General features: G+C 43.2%; 11 protein-coding genes. All 11 read left to right on the top strand.

Annotation, left to right across the window (positions count from 1 at the left end; all coding sequences use genetic code 11):
* The first annotated feature begins 3 nt into the window (after positions 1–3).
* The 11 genes from ACYX4J_RS17440 to ACYX4J_RS17390 all read left to right on the top strand — a co-directional run bounded on the left by ACYX4J_RS17440 (position 4) and on the right by ACYX4J_RS17390 (position 18,254).
* Entirely contained in the window at positions 4–3,762 is a 3,759-nt protein-coding gene (locus ACYX4J_RS17440; protein WP_476177187.1) for a glycoside hydrolase family 99-like domain-containing protein, read from the top strand.
* Entirely contained in the window at positions 3,755–4,780 is a 1,026-nt protein-coding gene (locus ACYX4J_RS17435) for a sulfotransferase domain-containing protein (RefSeq protein WP_476177186.1), read from the top strand. The genes ACYX4J_RS17440 and ACYX4J_RS17435 overlap by 8 nt, the downstream gene beginning before the upstream one ends.
* On the top strand, positions 4,781–5,713 hold the full coding sequence (locus ACYX4J_RS17430) for an alginate O-acetyltransferase AlgX-related protein (protein ID WP_476177185.1): 933 nt from the start codon (positions 4,781–4,783) through the stop codon (positions 5,711–5,713).
* 5 nt (positions 5,714–5,718) lie between these two features.
* Positions 5,719–6,549 carry a glycosyltransferase family 2 protein gene (locus tag ACYX4J_RS17425; protein WP_476177184.1) on the top strand — a complete coding sequence of 277 codons (831 nt, stop codon included), beginning with the start codon at positions 5,719–5,721 and terminating at the stop codon, positions 6,547–6,549.
* Entirely contained in the window at positions 6,546–7,886 is a 1,341-nt protein-coding gene (locus ACYX4J_RS17420; RefSeq protein WP_476177183.1) for a UDP-glucose dehydrogenase family protein, read from the top strand. The genes ACYX4J_RS17425 and ACYX4J_RS17420 overlap by 4 nt, the downstream gene beginning before the upstream one ends.
* A 170-nt stretch (positions 7,887–8,056) precedes the next feature.
* Positions 8,057–9,016, top strand: a complete 960-nt coding sequence (locus tag ACYX4J_RS17415) for a sulfotransferase family 2 domain-containing protein (protein WP_476177182.1) — start codon at positions 8,057–8,059, stop codon at positions 9,014–9,016.
* A 35-nt stretch (positions 9,017–9,051) separates the two neighbouring features.
* Positions 9,052–11,322, top strand: coding sequence for a glycosyltransferase family 2 protein (locus tag ACYX4J_RS17410; protein ID WP_476177181.1), 2,271 nt, complete (start codon positions 9,052–9,054; stop codon positions 11,320–11,322).
* 310 nt (positions 11,323–11,632) lie between these two features.
* Positions 11,633–13,366 (top strand): SLC13 family permease, encoded by a 1,734-nt coding sequence (locus ACYX4J_RS17405; protein WP_476177180.1) that lies wholly within the window; start codon positions 11,633–11,635, stop codon positions 13,364–13,366.
* Between the two features lie 4 nt (positions 13,367–13,370).
* Entirely contained in the window at positions 13,371–14,303 is a 933-nt protein-coding gene (locus tag ACYX4J_RS17400; protein ID WP_476177179.1) for a glycosyltransferase family protein, read from the top strand.
* A complete protein-coding gene (locus ACYX4J_RS17395; protein ID WP_476177178.1) occupies positions 14,294–16,339 on the top strand; it encodes a capsular polysaccharide biosynthesis protein in 2,046 nt (681 codons plus the stop codon). Before ACYX4J_RS17400 ends, ACYX4J_RS17395 begins: the two co-directional genes overlap by 10 nt.
* A 679-nt stretch (positions 16,340–17,018) precedes the next feature.
* A complete protein-coding gene (locus tag ACYX4J_RS17390) occupies positions 17,019–18,254 on the top strand; it encodes a capsule biosynthesis protein (RefSeq protein WP_476177177.1) in 1,236 nt (411 codons plus the stop codon).
* Positions 18,255–18,447: the final 193 nt, after the last annotated feature.

Below are 18,447 nucleotides of genomic sequence, written 5' to 3'. Positions count from 1 at the left end.
GTAATGAAATCTGTAGTAAAGAAGTTTTTCGGAAAGGATTCTAAGTCATTGAATAAGAGCGGTATCGAAGTAGTTTATTTTTCAGGCTTATTTGATCACGTTTGGTACCTAGAGACGAATCCAGATGTTGCTGAATCAGGGGTGAATCCCTTGGAGCACTATTACTTCAATGGATACAAAGAAGGGCGCACACCCAACTATTTGTTTGACCCGGCTTGGTATCTTTCAGCATACCCTGATGTCTTGGACGCTGGTATTGAACCCTTAGAACACTATATTAAAAGTGGAGAGGCAGAGGGGCGTCAACCATCGCTGGCATTTGACCCAGAGTTTTATAGAAGTACAAGTTCATTATCTAAAGATGAGTCTGCGTTAAAGCACTATTTAGAGAATGCAAAACAGCCGACTTGTGCCCCTACAGCATTTTTTGATCCAGCCTATTATTTACAGCAATATCAGGATATCGAAGAGGCAGGACTAGACCCCTATAAACACTTTCTTTTACAAGGTTGTGCGGAGCGCCGTAATCCAAGTGCCAGCTTCGATACTGGATTCTATATAGATAATCATTTAGGTGGTAATGTTTCTGAGCATGCTTATTATCATTACCTTTCTGTTGGAAAGCACAGCGAGCTGAAAACCTTAGCGCCCGCACCTGGAGCGACAACTTCAGATTCTGCTCAAGCTTTAATTAATAGTGCTGATGAGGAGTTCTTAAAAGCGGGTCCTGGTTTTGAGGTTTTCAAGTATGGCTCAAGGCAAGTAGATCCAGAGGTGAAAGCGTTAGCCTACTATCTGCCGCAATTCCATCCGTTTGAGGAAAACAATGAATGGTGGGGGCAGGGTTTTACTGAATGGACTAATGTCACCCGTGCGCGAAGTAGATTTAATGGGCATTATCAACCACACCTACCGCGCGACTTGGGTTTCTATGACCTGCGAGTGAAAGACACCTTGATGGCGCAGGCTAAAATGGCCCGAGATGCTGGACTTGAGGGATTCTGTTTTTATCATTACTGGTTTAATGGCCGCCGTTTGATGGATGGCCCTGTCAATCTTTTATTAGAAAATACGGATATTGAGCTGCCATTTTGCTTAATGTGGGCAAATGAGAACTGGACAAGAACTTGGGATGGTTTTGACAATGATGTTCTAATTGCTCAAGACTATAGAGATGAGGATGATGTTGCGTTCGTTGCGGATATAGCGCGCCACTTTACTGACTCTCGATATATTTCCATTGACGGACGTCCATTATTCTTTATTTACCGTCCCGGTATTATTCCCAAAGCGACAGAGAAGATTGCTTTGTGGAGAAGGCTATTTAGGGATAACCACAATATTGAGCCTCTTATTTATATGGCTCAGGCATTTGGAGACCTAGACCCCAGAGAATACGGATTGGATGGCGTAATTGAATTCCCCCCACATAAAGTGGCCGAGGGACTTCCATCTGTTGCGCAAAGTTTAGGGCTAAAAGATCCTGAGTTTGTTGGGCATTATCCGAGTTATGAGGAAATGTCTACAAAGTCTCTGAATGACTGTTCTTTTGATTACGATGTAATCAAAGCTGTTACCCCTATGTGGGATAATGAAGCTCGAAAACCTAAAAAGGGAATGGGGTTCGTAGGTGCAACACCAGAAAAGTATGAGAGATGGTTAAAAGGTGTCGTAAAGTTTGCTAAAGAAAATCCTATCCAAGGTAAACACAAGTTTGTAGCTATTAACGCCTGGAATGAGTGGGCGGAAGGGGCGCACCTTGAGCCGGATCAGTATTGGGGGAGTGCTTATTTAAATTCAACATATCGAGCCTTGCACGAACAAACCGTTATTCAGGGAAAGTACTCTTTAATACTGGTTGGACATGATGCTTATAAACATGGTGCCCAGTTGCTGACTTTGAATATATTCAAGACACTCAAACAGCAATTTGGGATTGATGTCCGACTGGTGTTACTGGACGGCGGTCCACTAGTCACTGAGTATGAGAAAGTTGGTGAGACCCACGTATGTCATGGAAGCCTTGAAGTTTTTGACAGTGTCGTTAGAAAGTTAAAGGAAGAATCTGGGCTTAACAGAGCAATTTGTAATACTACTGTATCTGGCAAAGTTGCTCCAATCTTGGCAGGTCATGATATTGATTTTATTTCATTGATCCATGAGCTCAAGAACCTTGTTCAAGAGTATAAATTAGAGAAAGCTGCTCAAGATATCGCGGATCATGCACAAAGGGTGGTTTTCGCAGCCGAAGCAGTGAAAGACTCTTTTGTTTCTTGTGTTGACTCAGTAAAAGAAAATAAGTTAGTCATTCACCCTCAAGGTATATATCAGGATCTAGTTAACGACTCAAGCGCTTACAGAAAGATTAGAAAAGAGTTAGGTATATCTAAAAATGCTAAATTGATAGTTAATGTTGGGTATGCTGACTTGAGAAAGGGGTTTGATATCTTTGTGAATGTAGCGAAACTTGTAGTGGAGCAGCATTCTAATTACCACTTTATTTGGATTGGTGATATCGAGCCCTCCCTTAAGCACTGGCTTTCTGAGGATTTGGGAAGCGAATTGCTCAAGAGTAATTTCCATAATATTCCTTTCACTAATGAGATCTCCAGTTATCTATTGGCTGCCGATGCATTTGCTATGACATCGCGAGAAGACCCGTTCCCCTCTGTGGTTATGGAGTCACTTGCTTTAGGTACACCCGTAATTGGTTTTGAAGGTGGCGGTGGTTTTACAGAGCTACTTGAAGACAAGGCCAATGGAGAAGTTGTGCCTATGGCAAATATTGGTGCTATGGCAGAATCGATAATCCGCCAAATAGCAACGGATAGCGATGAGAAAGCTAAGCTAAGAGGAGCAGCTGCTACCAGTCGGTTTAAATGGGATGAGTACGTTTTCTCTTTAGTCGAGTACTTAGATCCAGCTATCAAGCGTGTCAGTGTAGCCGTCCCTAATTACAACTATGAAGATCATATAGAAGAACGCCTGAGATCAATCTTTGATCAGTCTTATCCTGTATTTGAAATTAATGTTTTAGATGATAAGTCTCCAGATAATAGTGTGTCTGTTATCGAGGCGTATGCAAAACATAGAAATCGTAAAATTAATCTTGTAGTTAATAAGAAAAACTCAGGATCTGTATTCAAGCAGTGGAAGAAAGGCGCTGACTTAGCGAGAGCGAAGTATTTGTGGGTTGCTGAAGCCGATGATTCTGCGGATAACTTGTTTTTGCAAAAAATCCTCGAAGGACCGACCAATTTCACGCTTGCTTATACAGATTCGAAGCAAATTGATGAAAAGGATAAACATTTAGCGGATGATTATCGCTATTACTATGATCAAGAGTTTATTGACATATTAGATCGGCCTGGAATATACGATGGCACAACAGTAATTGATCAAGTGCTGTCTATTAAAAACCAGTTTATGAATGTAAGCTCCATGGTGTTTGATACCACTAGTTTTGTAAATTGTCTTGAAAATAATCTCGAGAATATCCTTGAGTTCAAAGTTGCCGGTGACTGGTATATTTACGTAAACCTGTTATCAAAGTCTGACTCTAAAGCTAAGGTGGTTCCTGAAGCGCTAAATACACATCGCAGGCACTCGGGGAGTGTGACCCGAAAAAACTACGATGTTCAATTAAAGGAAATACATAGTATTCAGGTCGAGTCATTAGTTTATTGCGTCGACGAAAATGCTAAAGCTAAACAACAGGGTGAGTACCTAGAAGAAGTTAAAAAGGTGCTAGAGAATGGCTAATTTAAAACGATTAATTTTACATATCGGTACTGAGAAAACGGGAACAACAAGCATCCAAAAATTTCTCTGCTCAAATAGAAAAAAGCTTTTGGATGAATATTCGATTTTGTATCCTAAATTTGGCTATGACAGTTCTGCACAATTCGAATTGGTTGCAGCGCTTCACCCCATGTGTAACTCCGGACGTAAAGCTGAATTTGCTCCAGATCTTGACTTTGATCCAGATAAAACCTGGGACAGATTTTGCGAAGAGCTGGAAAAAACTAGTGCTGAAACTTGTATTGTCAGTGTTGAGCATTTTAGTTCACGGATAAATTCTGAGGGAGTTCAGTTTATTCACAAGAAATTGACTGAACATCTTAAGGAGGTAGATGTAAAAATTTTGGTCTACTTGAGAAATCAAGTTGATATGTTTCAATCTTCCTTCAGCACCTATATTAAGACAGGAGGATGTCAGTCCCATAGAGAACTTGCTGGTAGTATCACCGGGAAGGGATTTTATTATAATTTTTATAACTTATGCCGTATGTGGGTCAATGTATTTGGTGTAGGTAATATAATTGCAAAAAACTACGATGAGGTTTCTTCGGGTCGCGGAATCCTTCAAGACCTTTTAGCTGTTTTGGGTGTTGAGGGTGAACCAAATAGTTTTGATGTGGTTGTTGCAAGGAATAAGTCTTGGAACCCTTTATTTCTTGAGTTTGCAAGAGAGTTAAATAGGACAAAGCTTAAGCATCTCAAGCATGGAGAAAGATACTCGATATTAAGTCATTTGGCCGATTCTATAGATGCTTTTAGTGCATTCGATGGTTATGGGATTCTTCCTGTTTCCTTAGGAAAAGAGATAGAGCAGAAATTTCTTAAAAGCAATCAGGAGTTGGTAGCTCTGCTGGGTATGAAGGGTGTATCTTCTTTTTTTAACCCTTGGGAAGAGAAAAAGCCTGATTATAATTTTGAAAATATAGCCTGTGATTTAAGTGGTATTTTGCTAGACGTTGCTTCCTTGGGGGAATTATAAATGACAGAGAAGGTTTATCAGCAAGGAAGGTCAGGCTGGATATTTCTCACTCACGGAAATAATAAGGTTATTGATGTATTTCAGGGTTTGCACCCTAATACTCGCTGGCTAGATCATTGGGTTTCTTTGCTGTCTAGTCGATATAATTATTTTGAAGCGAGGAATATACAGTATTTACATGTTAACGCTCCAGAGAAGTTGAGTATTTATGGGTGTTATTTGGATACTCCGAAAAATTTTAGTATTAACAATTCTCCCACTCTCCAGTTACTTTCAGCTGTTGATAAGAAGCCGTATTTTGTAAATCCTATATTTTATTTAAGAGAGCAGTCAGCTAAAAGAAAGGTGTATCACAAAACCGATACCCACTGGAATTTTTGGGGTGCATTTGGCGCATATCAACTCGTCATGTCAAGGCTAGGATTAGAGCAGAATGCAGACATATTGAAGCGTCCAATGAGACAAGCTCGATGTGTTATGGACCTTGGCGGGAAACTGGAAAAACCTGTAAAAGAAGAAGTTTACTTTCATAGACACCCGGATTACATAAAAAGGGTGTGGGCTAATAAGTTGGTTGAATTTAAAGAGAAAAATAATTTAGAAAATTCAGCAGGATTGCATGTTGGAAGTTCTGTAGAGTATAAAAATCCTAACGCATTACATAAGAAGCGAGTTCTTCTATTTGGAGATTCATTCAGTGAATACCGCCCGCATCTTTTGACGGGAATTTTGGCAGAGACATTTGATACGGTTAAGTTTGTTTGGGGATTGAACGTGGACTTTGGTATTGTGGAGGATTTTAAGCCCGATATAGTAATAAGCCAGTCGGCAGAAAGATTCCTGCCATTCCAGTTGCCAAATGATGACGTCTGCTATGATTCTTTCTCTTTGAAGAGAATTGAGAGTTATTGTTCTGAGAATTTGAAGGGGTAGTTAGTATGTCTATTGCTATATGTGCAATTGCCAAAGATGAGCTCCAGTATCTATCTGAATGGATTGCTTACTATTTGATGTTAGGTGTGGACTCCATTTACATTTATGATAATGAAAGCACAGATGGTTCAAGGGAGTATTTAGAAAGGTTGGCTACAGATGGCTTTGTTAAGGTTGTTAGTTGGACCACTAGGAATGGAATATCTCCCCAGCTAAGTGCTTACAGACATTTTTTGCGTGAACATTCTTCGAATTTTGAATATGTTGGTTTTTTTGATTTGGACGAATTTCTTGTGGTGCAAGGGGATTCAATTAAAAATCTTACTAAAAATATTGATCCGGATGTTGGTGCGGTTGCAATTAATCAGTTAGTCTTTGGTTCGTCTGGTTTGGAACTGAATTCGCCAGAGCCTGTTATAGAACGTTTTACTCGCTGTTCAGATTTTGATTATGGTGAGCGCCGCTGGTTTAAGAGTCTAGTGCGACCTACTATGGTAAAAGACTTTTTTTCTCCTCATGCTGTAGAACTTTCTGATGGTAGGTATGCTCATGTAGATATGAGTGAAGTTATTCAGGAAGGCGATACGCCAGGTAAATCAAAGAAAATAGTTGATCATCCTGCGCACCTTAATCACTACATGTTGAAATCTAAGCAAGAGTACTTTGAAAAAAAGCAAAAAAGAGGTGGCGGTGCTGCATTATCAAAAGAGTATAGATTGAAAAGATTTAGTGATAGTTACTTTTTTAATAGGGATATGATAGCTAATAGTCAGGACTTTAAATTTTCCAAACATCTTTTGACTGAGTTAAAGGGGAAAATGGAGGATCTAAAGTGAAGGTTGCCATTTTTGGAACTGGTTATGTTGGCCTGGTTCAGGCTGCAGTATTAGCTGAAGTTGGTCATAACGTTGTTTGTGTTGATATCGATATTAAAAAAGTTGAAGCTTTAAAGCTTGGCCATATCCCTATCTATGAGCCTGGTTTAGCCGATCTAGTAAAGTCGTGTTATCAAAGTGGCACCTTGCAATTCACTACTAATGCCAAAGATGGTGTGTTGCATGCTGATATTATATTTATAGCTGTAGGTACTCCCCCGGATGAAGATGGATCTGCGGACTTGCAGTATGTTCTTAAAGTGGCTGAATCAATTGGCACCTATATGGATCGCTATAAAGTAGTAGTTAATAAATCTACGGTACCTGTAGGCACTGCTGACAAAGTTGCTGATCAATTAGCGGCAATGTTGGGGAAGCGAAAAGTAGGGATTGAATACGATGTTGTGTCAAATCCTGAATTTCTAAAAGAAGGGGCGGCACTTTCCGATTGCCGGCGTCCAGATAGGATCGTTATTGGCACCGACAGTGACAAAGCTGAAGTCCAAATGCGCGAACTTTACGCTCCCTTTAATCGGAATCACGAGAAGATAATAAAAATGGGGGTTCGTAGTGCAGAGTTAACGAAGTACGCCGCAAACTGCATGCTAGCAACAAAGATCTCTTTTATGAATGAGATTGCGAACCTTGCGGAAAGACTAGGTGCAGATATTGAGGAGGTTCGCCAGGGAATCGGCTCGGACCAAAGGATCGGTTATCATTTTATTTACCCCGGTTGCGGATATGGTGGTTCATGTTTCCCCAAGGATGTAAAAGCCCTTTGCCGTACTGCGTATGAAGCTGACTATCCGGCGTATTTGTTAAACGCCGTTGAAACTGTGAATGTAAAACAGAAAGAGGCGCTTTTCGAGAGGATTAGGGCAGTTTTACCTGAGGTAAAGGGAAAAACTATTTGCCTTTGGGGGTTGTCATTTAAACCTGAGACCGATGACATGCGCGAAGCCAGTAGTAGAGTATTGATGGAGCAGTTATGGGCCGCAGGTGCCTCTGTTCAAGCATATGACCCGAAAGCCATGGAAGAAGCTCGCAGGATCTATGGGGATCGTGAGGACTTAGCATTGGCACCAACAAAAGAGGCAGCACTAGAGGGGGCTGACCTAATGGTTGTTGTTACCGAGTGGAAGGAGTTCAAGAGCCCTGACTTTGCGTTGATTAAATCCCAATTAAAGTTTCCGGTAATAGTAGATGGACGGAACCTTTATTCGCCCAGCAGATTATCAGCGTTGGGACTTATGTATTTCGGTATTGGCCGGGGTCAATCAATATTTGAAGTCACTTGAAGCGTAAAAGTCGGGTATACAATTTATACTCATTAGTTAGGGTGCTTGAGAGTGTACCTCTAAGTAAATTTAGTTTATTTGAATGAATGACTGAATGAAAGTGTAGTTAGGCACAGCTAAATATTGTTTAGTTATTGTAGTAGTTTACTCGTTAATTTATTGGTTTTTCTTTGAGTAGTTTTTTATTTGTCCATATCCCCAAAACAGCAGGCACGAGTTTTCGGCTGGCAAGTGACGCCTTTTTTGGGCGGGACTTTGTTTGCAAAGATTATGGGCCTAAATCACCTGTGACTAGCCCACTAATAAAGCGGTGGATAGAGAGCTCGCCAGATTATTGGGAGTTCAATAAAGCGCTAACTGCAAGTAATGTTAGGCTAGTTGCTGGGCATTTTCCTGCTGGAAAATATACATCTTTACTGGGTGTAGAGAAGACAATCTCCTTTGTAAGAGATCCATTGCAGCGCTTAGTCTCTGAATACCAGCATATGGTTCGAAATTATGGGTTAGCGAAATCCTTTCCTGAATTCTACAGGTTACCGCACAATGTTAACAGGCAGTTCAAATTGCTAGGGCAGGCTAACTGGTCAACATTAGGGTTTGTAGGGGTTACAGAGCGTTATACTGACTCGCTTAGAATTATAAATAAGAAATATGGTTTGGATATTGGACACGCTATCGAAAATACCGGTAGAAGTGATATTTCAAGCCATTATGATATTGACTTAGAGACAAGGGAAGAGCTTATACAGCTTAACCATCAAGATACTGCTTTGTTTGAGTTGGTGACAGAGCAGTTTAATTGGCGCTTGAAACTTGAGAATATGGGTTGCAGCTTTACTCGTGGTGCGCTGGTACGTGTAGATAGTGGGAAGTTATTTGGTTGGGCTTTAGCTGAAGATAGTGATGAACCCGTCGATATTGAGATAATGGTAAATGGCGAAATACGCTCGAGCTTGAAGGCAATGCAAGATCGGCCGATGCTCAGGGCCTTAGGTATAGGCAGAGGCGGATTTGTAGGTTTTTCGTTCGATATCTCAAAGCTAAAAGTTGGTGATAAGGTCGATTGCGTGGTCGCAAATACAGGGCAGCCACTGGTACACTCTCCATGGACGGTTCAGGGGCAGGTATAGCTCCATTATTACAACAATCCTATATGAAGTGTGCTGTGCTTAATCTTATCAAGTCCATATTCCGGGTGGACCTTGTTTCTTACTTAAGGGTTAAAGCTGCTATTGAGCCGGCTAGCCCTAAAGATGAGGGCTATCAGTGGCTGTCGCTCACCGAGAGTCCTCAATTTCAAGTTTCAGAACGTAGCTTCCTGCCCGGTTGGTACATGCTAGAGCTTCAGGTAGCCTATGATGGAGGCGGGGCGGATGCGTCGCTTTTAGCCTATATGGGCAGCAGCCTGGAGGGCAGTTGGGAGAGAATTTCCCTGCCTCTACGCACTGGACGGGTTGTTAAGCGAATAGTTTATTTTCCGCAAAAAGTGACCCAGCTGGAGCTGTTTCCCATAGATGATCGTGGTTGTTTTTCCGTGGATCACTTTCGTATCGTTCGTCTCGCGTCTTGGTTTGCACGTGATCGTCTTGCACGACGCTTATCGACTATGCACCCCGAATTTAGGGGGTTGGGGAAATTGGGGGTACTTGCAAGCCTCAAATGTAAAGCCAAAACACAAGGGGTTAGTAGATATCAATATGCTTTGGATCGTTATGGAGAAACATTTGTCCGTAGGAGGCATGACAGGGACTATCGGCGGTGGATTGATAAGGTAGAGAGGAGTAGGAAGTTTCCCTCACTTAAAGCGACAGATAGTTCCACGAAGGAAGCGGTACTAATATCAGTGCTGCTACCGACTTATAACTCTAATATTTCCCAACTAAAAGCCTGTATTGAGTCAGTGTTAGCCCAGACATATCAGCACTGGCAACTCTGTATTGCAGATGATGCATCATCTGACCACAAAGTCAAAGACTGCCTTCTAAGATACCAGGCGTTGGACTCCCGAGTTCAAGTGAAGCTCAGAGAAAAAAATGGACATATAGCAGCGGCTAGTAATAGTGCTCTGGAGCTGGTAGAGGGAGAGTTTGTAACCTTTCTTGACCACGATGATACCTTGGCCCCAAATGCTTTGCAGCGGATTTCGGACTTTCTTCTAGAGAACCCGAAGGCGCTTTTAGTTTATAGCGATGAGGATAAGATTGACGAGGTGGGAGAGCGCTTTGCTCCTCATTTCAAACCCAGCTGGAATCCAGACTTACTGCTGTCGCAAAACTATGTTTGCCACATGACGGTCTTAAAGACGGAATTAGTTAGGGATGTTGGTGGTTTTAGGGTGGGGACTGAGGGCAGCCAAGATCATGACCTTTTACTTCGTTGCTTGCCAACACTCGATAGTGAGAATGTAGTTCATATCCCGGAGATTCTGTACCACTGGCGTGCGGTCACGGGTTCTACTGCACAGGATGGAGCTAATAAGGCGTATGCTACTGAGGCGGGATTGCGTGCACTTGGTGGTTATTTGCAGCGTACTGGGCAAGATGCAAAAACCGAGCTGGGAATTGTTCCAAACTCTTATCGAGTTCGCTGGGCCCTGCCGGCGTCCGAGCCATTGGTCAGTCTATTAGTGCCTACTCGTGACGGCTACGATATCCTCAAACCTTGTGTTGATGCGATTCTATCAAAGACCGAATACTCTAATTTCGAGCTTCTCATTCTGGATAACCAGAGTCGCTGTAAAAAGACATTACAGTATTTTCGCGAAATCAGTCGTAATTCGAGAGTCAGTGTGCATCATTGGAATCATTCATTTAACTACTCCTCAATCAATAATTTTGGGGCGAAATTAGCAAAAGGGGATATTCTCGGACTTATTAATAATGACATCGAACCTATCAATGGGGATTGGTTAAGGGAAATGGTTAGCCAAGCTTGTAGGCCCGAGATTGGTTGTGTAGGTGCAAAACTGTATTACCCGAACGATACGATCCAGCACGGTGGGGTAATTTTGGGTATTGGTGGTGTAGCGGGGCATGCTCACAAATATTTCCACCGCAGTGAGTATGGTTATTTTTCACGCCTACAACTGGTTCAAAACTTATCTGCCGTTACTGGGGCTTGCTTATTAGTAAGAAAATCCATCTTTGAACAGGTCGGAGGCTTGGATGAAAAGCACCTCGCTGTAGCGTTCAATGATGTAGATCTATGTCTGAAGGTACGTGAGGCAGGTTACAGGAACCTTTGGACACCCTTTGCAGAGCTCTACCATCATGAATCCGCATCCCGTGGTGCGGACGATACATTAGCGAAGCGACGACGGGCGAAAAGGGAGGCCGACTATTTACGCAGTCGTTGGGGGCGCTTATTAGACACCGATCCCGCCTATAATCCGAACTTGACACTGGTTCATGAGGATTTTTCTCTGATGTCAGTTTGAGCACACTCAAAACCGTGGATGAAGTTGTCCAGAATTAGTTCGAAGCGTTGACCGCTTCCCCCTATTAGGATATGGGGGGGGTACTTTCTTAATGTTATCGCTAGACAGCCGCTGAATCACTCCGCAAGATACCTTCAGCCCTTGAAGACCTAGGATATCATGGATTTATTCAGGGGTTACTTGAGTCAGCGTTCATAGGGAATGACTGCGGGAAGCATAGTTTCGCTGGATTTGGCATGATCGGCATTCACCATTGGTATATAAGTAATACTAATTTTAGCTACCGATAATTAAAGTGGCTTATCATTTTATGACTCTTTCTCAATTTTTTGTCGCTGGAATCTTTGTTTTTGTTATTGTGTTATTGATTCTTACACGCTTCCGTCCCTCATTGATCTTTGCTTCAGCTGCTGGTGCCTGCTTTTTGACTGGACTAGTGCCGGCAGAAATCGTGCTGCAGAAAGCGGTTAACCCAGGATTGGTGACATTAGTTGCATTGATTTTAGTCTCATTAGGGCTAGAAAAAGCCCGATGGTTGCGAGCTATTTCGGAAGGATTGATACAGGGATCTTTAAAAGTTAGTTTATTGCGTCTCTCTGCTGCTACTGCCTTGAGTTCTGCCTTCCTAAACAATACCGCGGTAGTAGCAGCACTCGCTTCTAGTGTTAAAGGGCAGCGACGCTTACCTGCGGCAAAGTTGTTATTACCCCTTTCCTATGCAGCGATTCTTGGGGGTACTCTTACTCTAATTGGCACTTCCACGAATCTAATTGTCAATAGTTTTGTTCTAGACCGGGGGGCTCCTAGCCTTGAATTTTTTGCCTTTATGCCAATAGGACTGGCTGCAACCTTAGTCGGACTTATAGTTCTATTGCTGTGTAACCGATTATTACCTGAAGGCCGTATTACTGAGGAGCCTGTAGATGAATATCTGTTGGAAGCAGAGGTTGTAGGGAATTCTCCTCTAGATGGGAAAAGTGTTGAGCAGAACAATTTGCGACGTTTGGAAACCTTTTATCTGATTGAGATAGTGCGAGGTAATCAGGTAATTAGTCCAGTTGGTCCCTCGGAAGTGATCCGTTGTGGGGATAAACTGATTTTTACTGGCGACGTTCGAGACCTTGGCCGCCTGCAAGATATAGAAGGTTTGCGGTTGTTTGCACTCGAAGATGAGAAATTAGATTTAGATCTAACCGAGGTGGTAGTTACTCCTAGCTCTAGTATCCTTGGGCAGTCCTTAAAAAGTTGTAACTTTCGCACTCGCTTTGATGCGGCAGTGGTCGCTATGCGACGAGGAGGTGACCGGCTGTCAGGTAAGCTTGGTGAAATAGAGTTGCGTGCAGGAGATGCTCTTTTATTGGCCGTGGGTCCGGATTTCCGCCACCATTTAAACATTGATAAAAACTTCTATGTGATTAGCGGGGCAGAAGTACGACGTGACTTACCGAAACGGGATAATTGGCTATTAGGCTTAGGTTTTGCAACAGTTGTAGCGGGAGCGGCTCTAGGTTATTTTTCTCTATTAAAGGGCCTTGTAGTGCTACTTGGCGGTATGATTACTCTTGGTATCGTATCTACTACTGAGTTACAGCGGCGTTTTCCTTTCCAAATTTGGTTAATTATCGCCAGCGCTCTAGTACTTGCAGAGGCGTTCGCGGGCAGTGGATTGGCAGATGCGCTAGCAGAGGGTTTGAGAAGTGCTATCAATGGCTGGGGGCCTATAACGGGATTGGTCGGTATCTTTTTACTCACATTACTTCTAACAGAACTCATGACCAATAATGCAGCCGCGGCCTTGACATTTCCTCTTGCATGGAGCTTAGCTGAGAGCTTTGGGGTAAGCTGGATGCCCTTTGTAATGGCCGTAGCTTATGGAGCCAGTGCCAGCTTTCTCACCCCATTTGGCTATCAGACCAACCTGATTGTGCAAAACTTGGGAGGATATCATTTACGTGATTTCCTCAGAGCTGGATTACCCCTGACGGTTGCTTATTCGATAACAGTTTTGATTTTGATTCCAATCGTGTTTCCGCTAGAGGGGTAGTAATTTGGCACTTGACTCGATTCCCACAGAAAGCTGTATAGTCATTGAAGAGGGGGCAAACCCATCAACAGACTATTTTATTCGGCCATATTTGTATGAGAGGGGAATCAACTTCCGGTGTATAACTTGGTCCAGCTCCCCATTTGAACAGGATATTAAAGAAAAATCCTTAGTCTTTGTTCGTTATATTCCTCGGGAATGGCAGTCATTTATTAATAAAAACAGAGGTCAGTTTCAGAGAATCTACCTATTTATCGATGATGATTTATTTGATTGGTATGCGTTTTCCAGCATGCCACTTCGATATCAAGCAAAAATATTACGGCTTAGTTGGTCTAAGCAGAGGTGGCTGAAATCTGTCGGCGCGCAACTATTGGTATCGACGCCCTATCTTGCGGAAAAGTATCAAAGTTGGTCTCCAGAGTTACTTCAACCTGTTCCCTTGAGTTGTGAGCAGGAGCAGCCTTTGACCGTGTTTTATCATGGTTCTGCGTCACACCTTGAGGATGTTCAGTGGTTGCGGCCGGTGATCGAGGAAGTCCTCAGCCGCAGTCCAATTCTCAATTTTGAGATAATTGGAGATCAGCGTGTCAATCGGCTCTTTCGAGGAATGCCACGGGTGCAGATACTGCACCCGATGAAGTGGCCTACCTATGTGTCGATGCTTCGAGGGCGAGGGCGATCAATTGGTTTGGCACCTTTGCTCGATTTGCCATTTAATCGCGCCAGGTCGCATACAAAGTTTTTTGATATTACCCAGGCTGGTGCCGCAGGTATCTTTGCTCAAGGGGACATATATGGTTCCGTAGTGCGGCATGGGGAAAATGGTCTGTTGTTGCCAATGGAACCCTCAGCTTGGGTTGAGGGAATATTGGATCTTGCCAACGATCATAGCCTTCGGGATGCACTTTCTCTTGAGGCAAGGAAATGCCTGTAATTGGACACTGCTCACTCGGACTTCGGCGTTTATCTAACCTTGATAACTTCCTGGAAGCTGAATGTCGCTATGTAGCTCTCAAGCCCGATAGATCAATTTCCATGATGGCTGGCTGGGGGTTAAAAAAAAGCGCCCTTAAAGCACAGCGCCTTGCCACTCATTTGAGTTTGCCTTATATCGCTATAGAAGATGGGTTTTTACGTTCACTCGGCCTTGGCGTAAATGGCGCTGAACCTCATAGCTTGGTTGTAGACTCGACAGGTATTTATTACGACGCCTCCCGGCCAAGTGACCTGGAAATATTAATTAGTGAGGCTGATTTTTCGCCGGAAGATCTTGCTCGTGCAGAGAAAGGCTTAAAGCTTATACGAGAGAGCCGACTGTCGAAATATAATCAATCGACTGATATCTCACTGGGAATTTTGCCTGGGAAAAAGACCATTTTAGTGGTCGATCAAACATTTGGGGATATCTCCGTTAAAGGTGGGTTGGCTTCTGAGCAGCATTTCTCTCAAATGCTTGAGTCCGCAATTAATGAAAATCCTGATGCTGAAATTCTTGTAAAGATTCATCCCGATGTTATCGCAGGGAAAAAGCGTGGCTATCTAAAGGAACTGGCTGAACTGAGGGGTTGTAGGATTATCTCTGAGGATATCTCCCCCTGGTCAATCCTGGATCGAGTTGAAAAGGTTTATGTGGTCAGCAGCCAGCTGGGTTTTGAGGCGCTGGTCGCCGGTAAGGAGGTCCACTGCTTTGGAATGCCTTTTTATGCGGGGTGGGGTTTATCTCGAGATAGGCAAAACTGTAGTCGCCGTAGTGTGAAGCGAACGTTACTTCAGGTTTTTTGTGCTGCGTACCTAAAATACTCCCGATATATTAATCCGTATACTGGCAATCGGTGTAACTTTGAGGACACTGTGGCATTAATTGCTGAGCAACGCAGGCAATGGAGACGCTTCGATGGCGACTGGGTTGGAGTAGGATTTTCTCACTGGAAAAGGAGTTTTATTCCAGGTTTTGTCGGTGGAAAGGGAAGGATTAAATTTTCTTCTACAAAGATACCAGATGCAAGGGCCGGAACCAATATTCTGATATGGGCAAGTCGGATTACAGATAGTTTGCTTGGTGAGGCTAAGAAATCTGATTTAAATGTCTGGAGGGTTGAAGACGGTTTCTTGCGTTCCGTTGGTTTGGGGGCTGATCTAGTCGTTCCGAATTCACTGGTTTTAGATAGTCGTGGTATTTACTTTGACGCCAGGCAGCCCAGCGATTTGGAGATACTGTTAAATACCTGTAGTTTTCCTGGTCCTCTTCTAGATAGAGCTAGAAAGTTACGAGACAAATTGATCGATAAAGGGATTAGCAAATACAACGTTGTAGAAGATCAACCTACAGTTGATTTTGATTTTTCCTCTGGTAAAAAAATTATTTTAGTTCCCGGGCAGGTAGAAAGCGATGCCTCGATAGCTAATGGCTCCCCAGTAATAAAAAGTAACTTGGCGCTTCTTGAGCGCGTCAGGCTCAATAACCCCGATGCTCATATTATTTATAAACCTCACCCTGACGTAGTTTGTGGTGCTCGCCTAGGTGCTTTGCAGGAGAGCTCTGACTCCCTTTATGACACTTTACTTGAACAGGGTGATATAGTTTCTGCTATTAAAGTCGCTGATGAAATTCACACCATGAGCTCCCTGAGTGGTTTTGAAGCATTACTGAGAGGCAAGCAAGTGGTAACTTATGGGTTACCCTTTTATGCTGGCTGGGGGCTCACAAGGGATACGCTTGTTGAAAATAGAGAAATCCCCACGGGTGAGTTAAGAGATTTTTTATCGAGAAGGCAACGCAATTTAACTTTAAATCAGATGATTGCGGCTACTTTGCTGTTATACCCTGTCTATGTAGATCCCAAAACAGCTGAATTTATCAATGCAGAAACTACCATTGAACTACTTGGGAAGGCACGCTCTTTGGGAAATAAAAAAGGAGCAGTTTTTAAACTCTTCTCCTTGTATCGAAGAATATTTATGAGATATTGAAAGTTGTACCCGTAATTCAGTATAAGGCTATCTCTTCAATTTCTTTTGATGCATGGGTTTAAATTTTTAGACCTCAGGGAATATAGTTTCAGACTTCTACTTTGCTAACTTTTATATTTCCCCCTTCTGCGCTAAGTGTTCGGTAACTGGTTTCCAAGGTTTTGGCTGCAAGCCATTCTTACTCTATTACGCTCGATTACACTTCCGTGATTATAGTACCAATTGTACTGACACCTATTTTTTCCTGGTATAAGATGTGGGATTAAATGGAGCTGGAATTTATTCGGGTTACTACAGGGCCATCCCCATCTTATGTGTCACCAGATGTTAATTTTCTGGTGGGCGGAGTGGTCGTGCTTTTATATGAATTGACTTTATGGTTTGTACCAAATACAAATTGTGTGTTGGCATTTTTTCGCTATACAGTTTGATTTATGGGACGATCCTTGAAGTAAGAAACCATAGTTGAGCAGTTTTTGCTGCCAAATTTACAAAAGTTTCTGCCCTGTTAGTAGCGACTCTAATATCCAGGTTCTATGTTGTTAAATGGCTCGCATAGATGTAAAAAGCAGTTCAATATAATAACTGTGGAGTTTGCCTAATTTCACAGTCATTTCTTTTTTATTCAACGCCTCGTTTCAACGTATCCAGTGACCTTAGCTCAAGGAAAAGCCAATACATGTCTGTGGCAGTATTTTTACAAGGACCTCATGGCCCATTTTTTGCCCAATTGGCAAAGCGCTTGTCACAGAGCGGAGTCATTACTCATAAGATCAACTTTAATGGCGGGGATCGCTACTTCGCTTGGGCTGATTTTCAAGCGGATTTCACCGGGGGAGAAAGTGATTGGAGTGCCTTCTTCTCAGATTATCTATCTAAAAATAATGTAGATACTGTTTTTTGCTATGGGGACTGCCGCCGCCTGCATACCATTGCAAAATCCATCTGCGAGTCCAAGGGGATCGCTTTTGGTGTATTTGAAGAGGGATATTTGCGACCGGATTTTATCACTCTTGAATTTGGGGGGGTTAACGCTCATTCGCGTACGGACTGGTCTCGAGAAGCAATTAATAGTTATCGAGCCAGAGAGCGAAAGCCGGTTAAACCTGTTGGGCAAACTTTTTTTAGGCGAGCACGTTTTGCAATGGCCTATTATCTTGCGATGCGGGTTTCTCAATCGGAATTTCCCCACTATCGGCACCACCGAAGTCTCAGCTGGCTAGGTGAAGGTGTTTGCTGGATCAGGAGTTTCTATCGAAAAGGCCTGTATAAACTGATGGAGCGGGGACTTACGGCCCGTTTGACGGGTGAACTCAGCGGTCGGTACTTTCTTTTTCCACTTCAAACCCGCGATGATTTTCAACTGCGAAAGCACTCTGATCTGTTTTCTATCGAAAATGCGATCGAGGTGGTGGTGCAGTCGTTTGCACAAAATGCGCCACAGGGTTCGGTGATGGTAATAAAGCACCACCCTATGGATCGTGGGTTTTGTCACTATCAAAAGCTGATACGGGAGCTGGAAACTCGCTACCAGATTACCGGAAGGGTTATTTATTGCCATGACCTGCACCTGCCGACTTTGCTCGACCACACCCTAGGGGTTGTAACAATCAACAGTACAGTGGGTATATCTGCACTCTTCCACGAGGTGCCAACTCAAGTACTTGGACGATCACTGTATGACTTACCGGGGCTGACTCACCAAGGGGGACTCTCCAGCTTTTGGAGTCAACCCGACCCGGTAGACACGGAGTTCTTCCAGCGATTTCGGGCCTATCTTTATGATAAGACCCAAGTGGATGGCAGCTTCTCCCGCCATATTGCCGCTACAATCGATGGAGTTTGCAGGCGCTTGACGGAGGCCCGTGCAACGGAGCGAAGGCGGCAGCCTGAGACTGAGGTGGATATGGTCTAAGGAGCGCTGTACTCTTTTTACCTCTAGATCAATGACGCTTTTCTTTTTATCTACCCAATATTGATATCCTATCTGTCGGCGGAGATACATGCTAATCAACTTGCCTAAAAAACAGGCTGATCTGGATCGTCTAACCTGTTAGACTGCGCGGCCTTTTACCCACCGCTCCGGTCCCGCGATAGGGACTTTGGCT

The organism is Microbulbifer sp. ABM4_008, from assembly GCF_056311705.1.
Note: the sequence above shows the minus strand (reverse complement) of the source record. Positions and strands in the feature narration are given on the sequence as shown.

Excerpts from the sequence above, each read along its gene's own strand:
- ACYX4J_RS17405 (WP_476177180.1), top strand. The coding sequence starts at position 11,633 with ATGACTCTTTCTCAATTTTTTGTCGCTGGAATCTTTGTTTTTGTTATT.
- ACYX4J_RS17430 (WP_476177185.1), top strand. The coding sequence starts at position 4,781 with ATGACAGAGAAGGTTTATCAGCAAGGAAGGTCAGGCTGGATATTTCTC.
- ACYX4J_RS17390 (WP_476177177.1), top strand. The coding sequence starts at position 17,019 with ATGTCTGTGGCAGTATTTTTACAAGGACCTCATGGCCCATTTTTTGCC.
- ACYX4J_RS17425 (WP_476177184.1), top strand. The coding sequence starts at position 5,719 with ATGTCTATTGCTATATGTGCAATTGCCAAAGATGAGCTCCAGTATCTA.
- ACYX4J_RS17435 (WP_476177186.1), top strand. The coding sequence starts at position 3,755 with ATGGCTAATTTAAAACGATTAATTTTACATATCGGTACTGAGAAAACG.
- ACYX4J_RS17395 (WP_476177178.1), top strand. The coding sequence starts at position 14,294 with ATGCCTGTAATTGGACACTGCTCACTCGGACTTCGGCGTTTATCTAAC.
- ACYX4J_RS17440 (WP_476177187.1), top strand. The coding sequence starts at position 4 with ATGAAATCTGTAGTAAAGAAGTTTTTCGGAAAGGATTCTAAGTCATTG.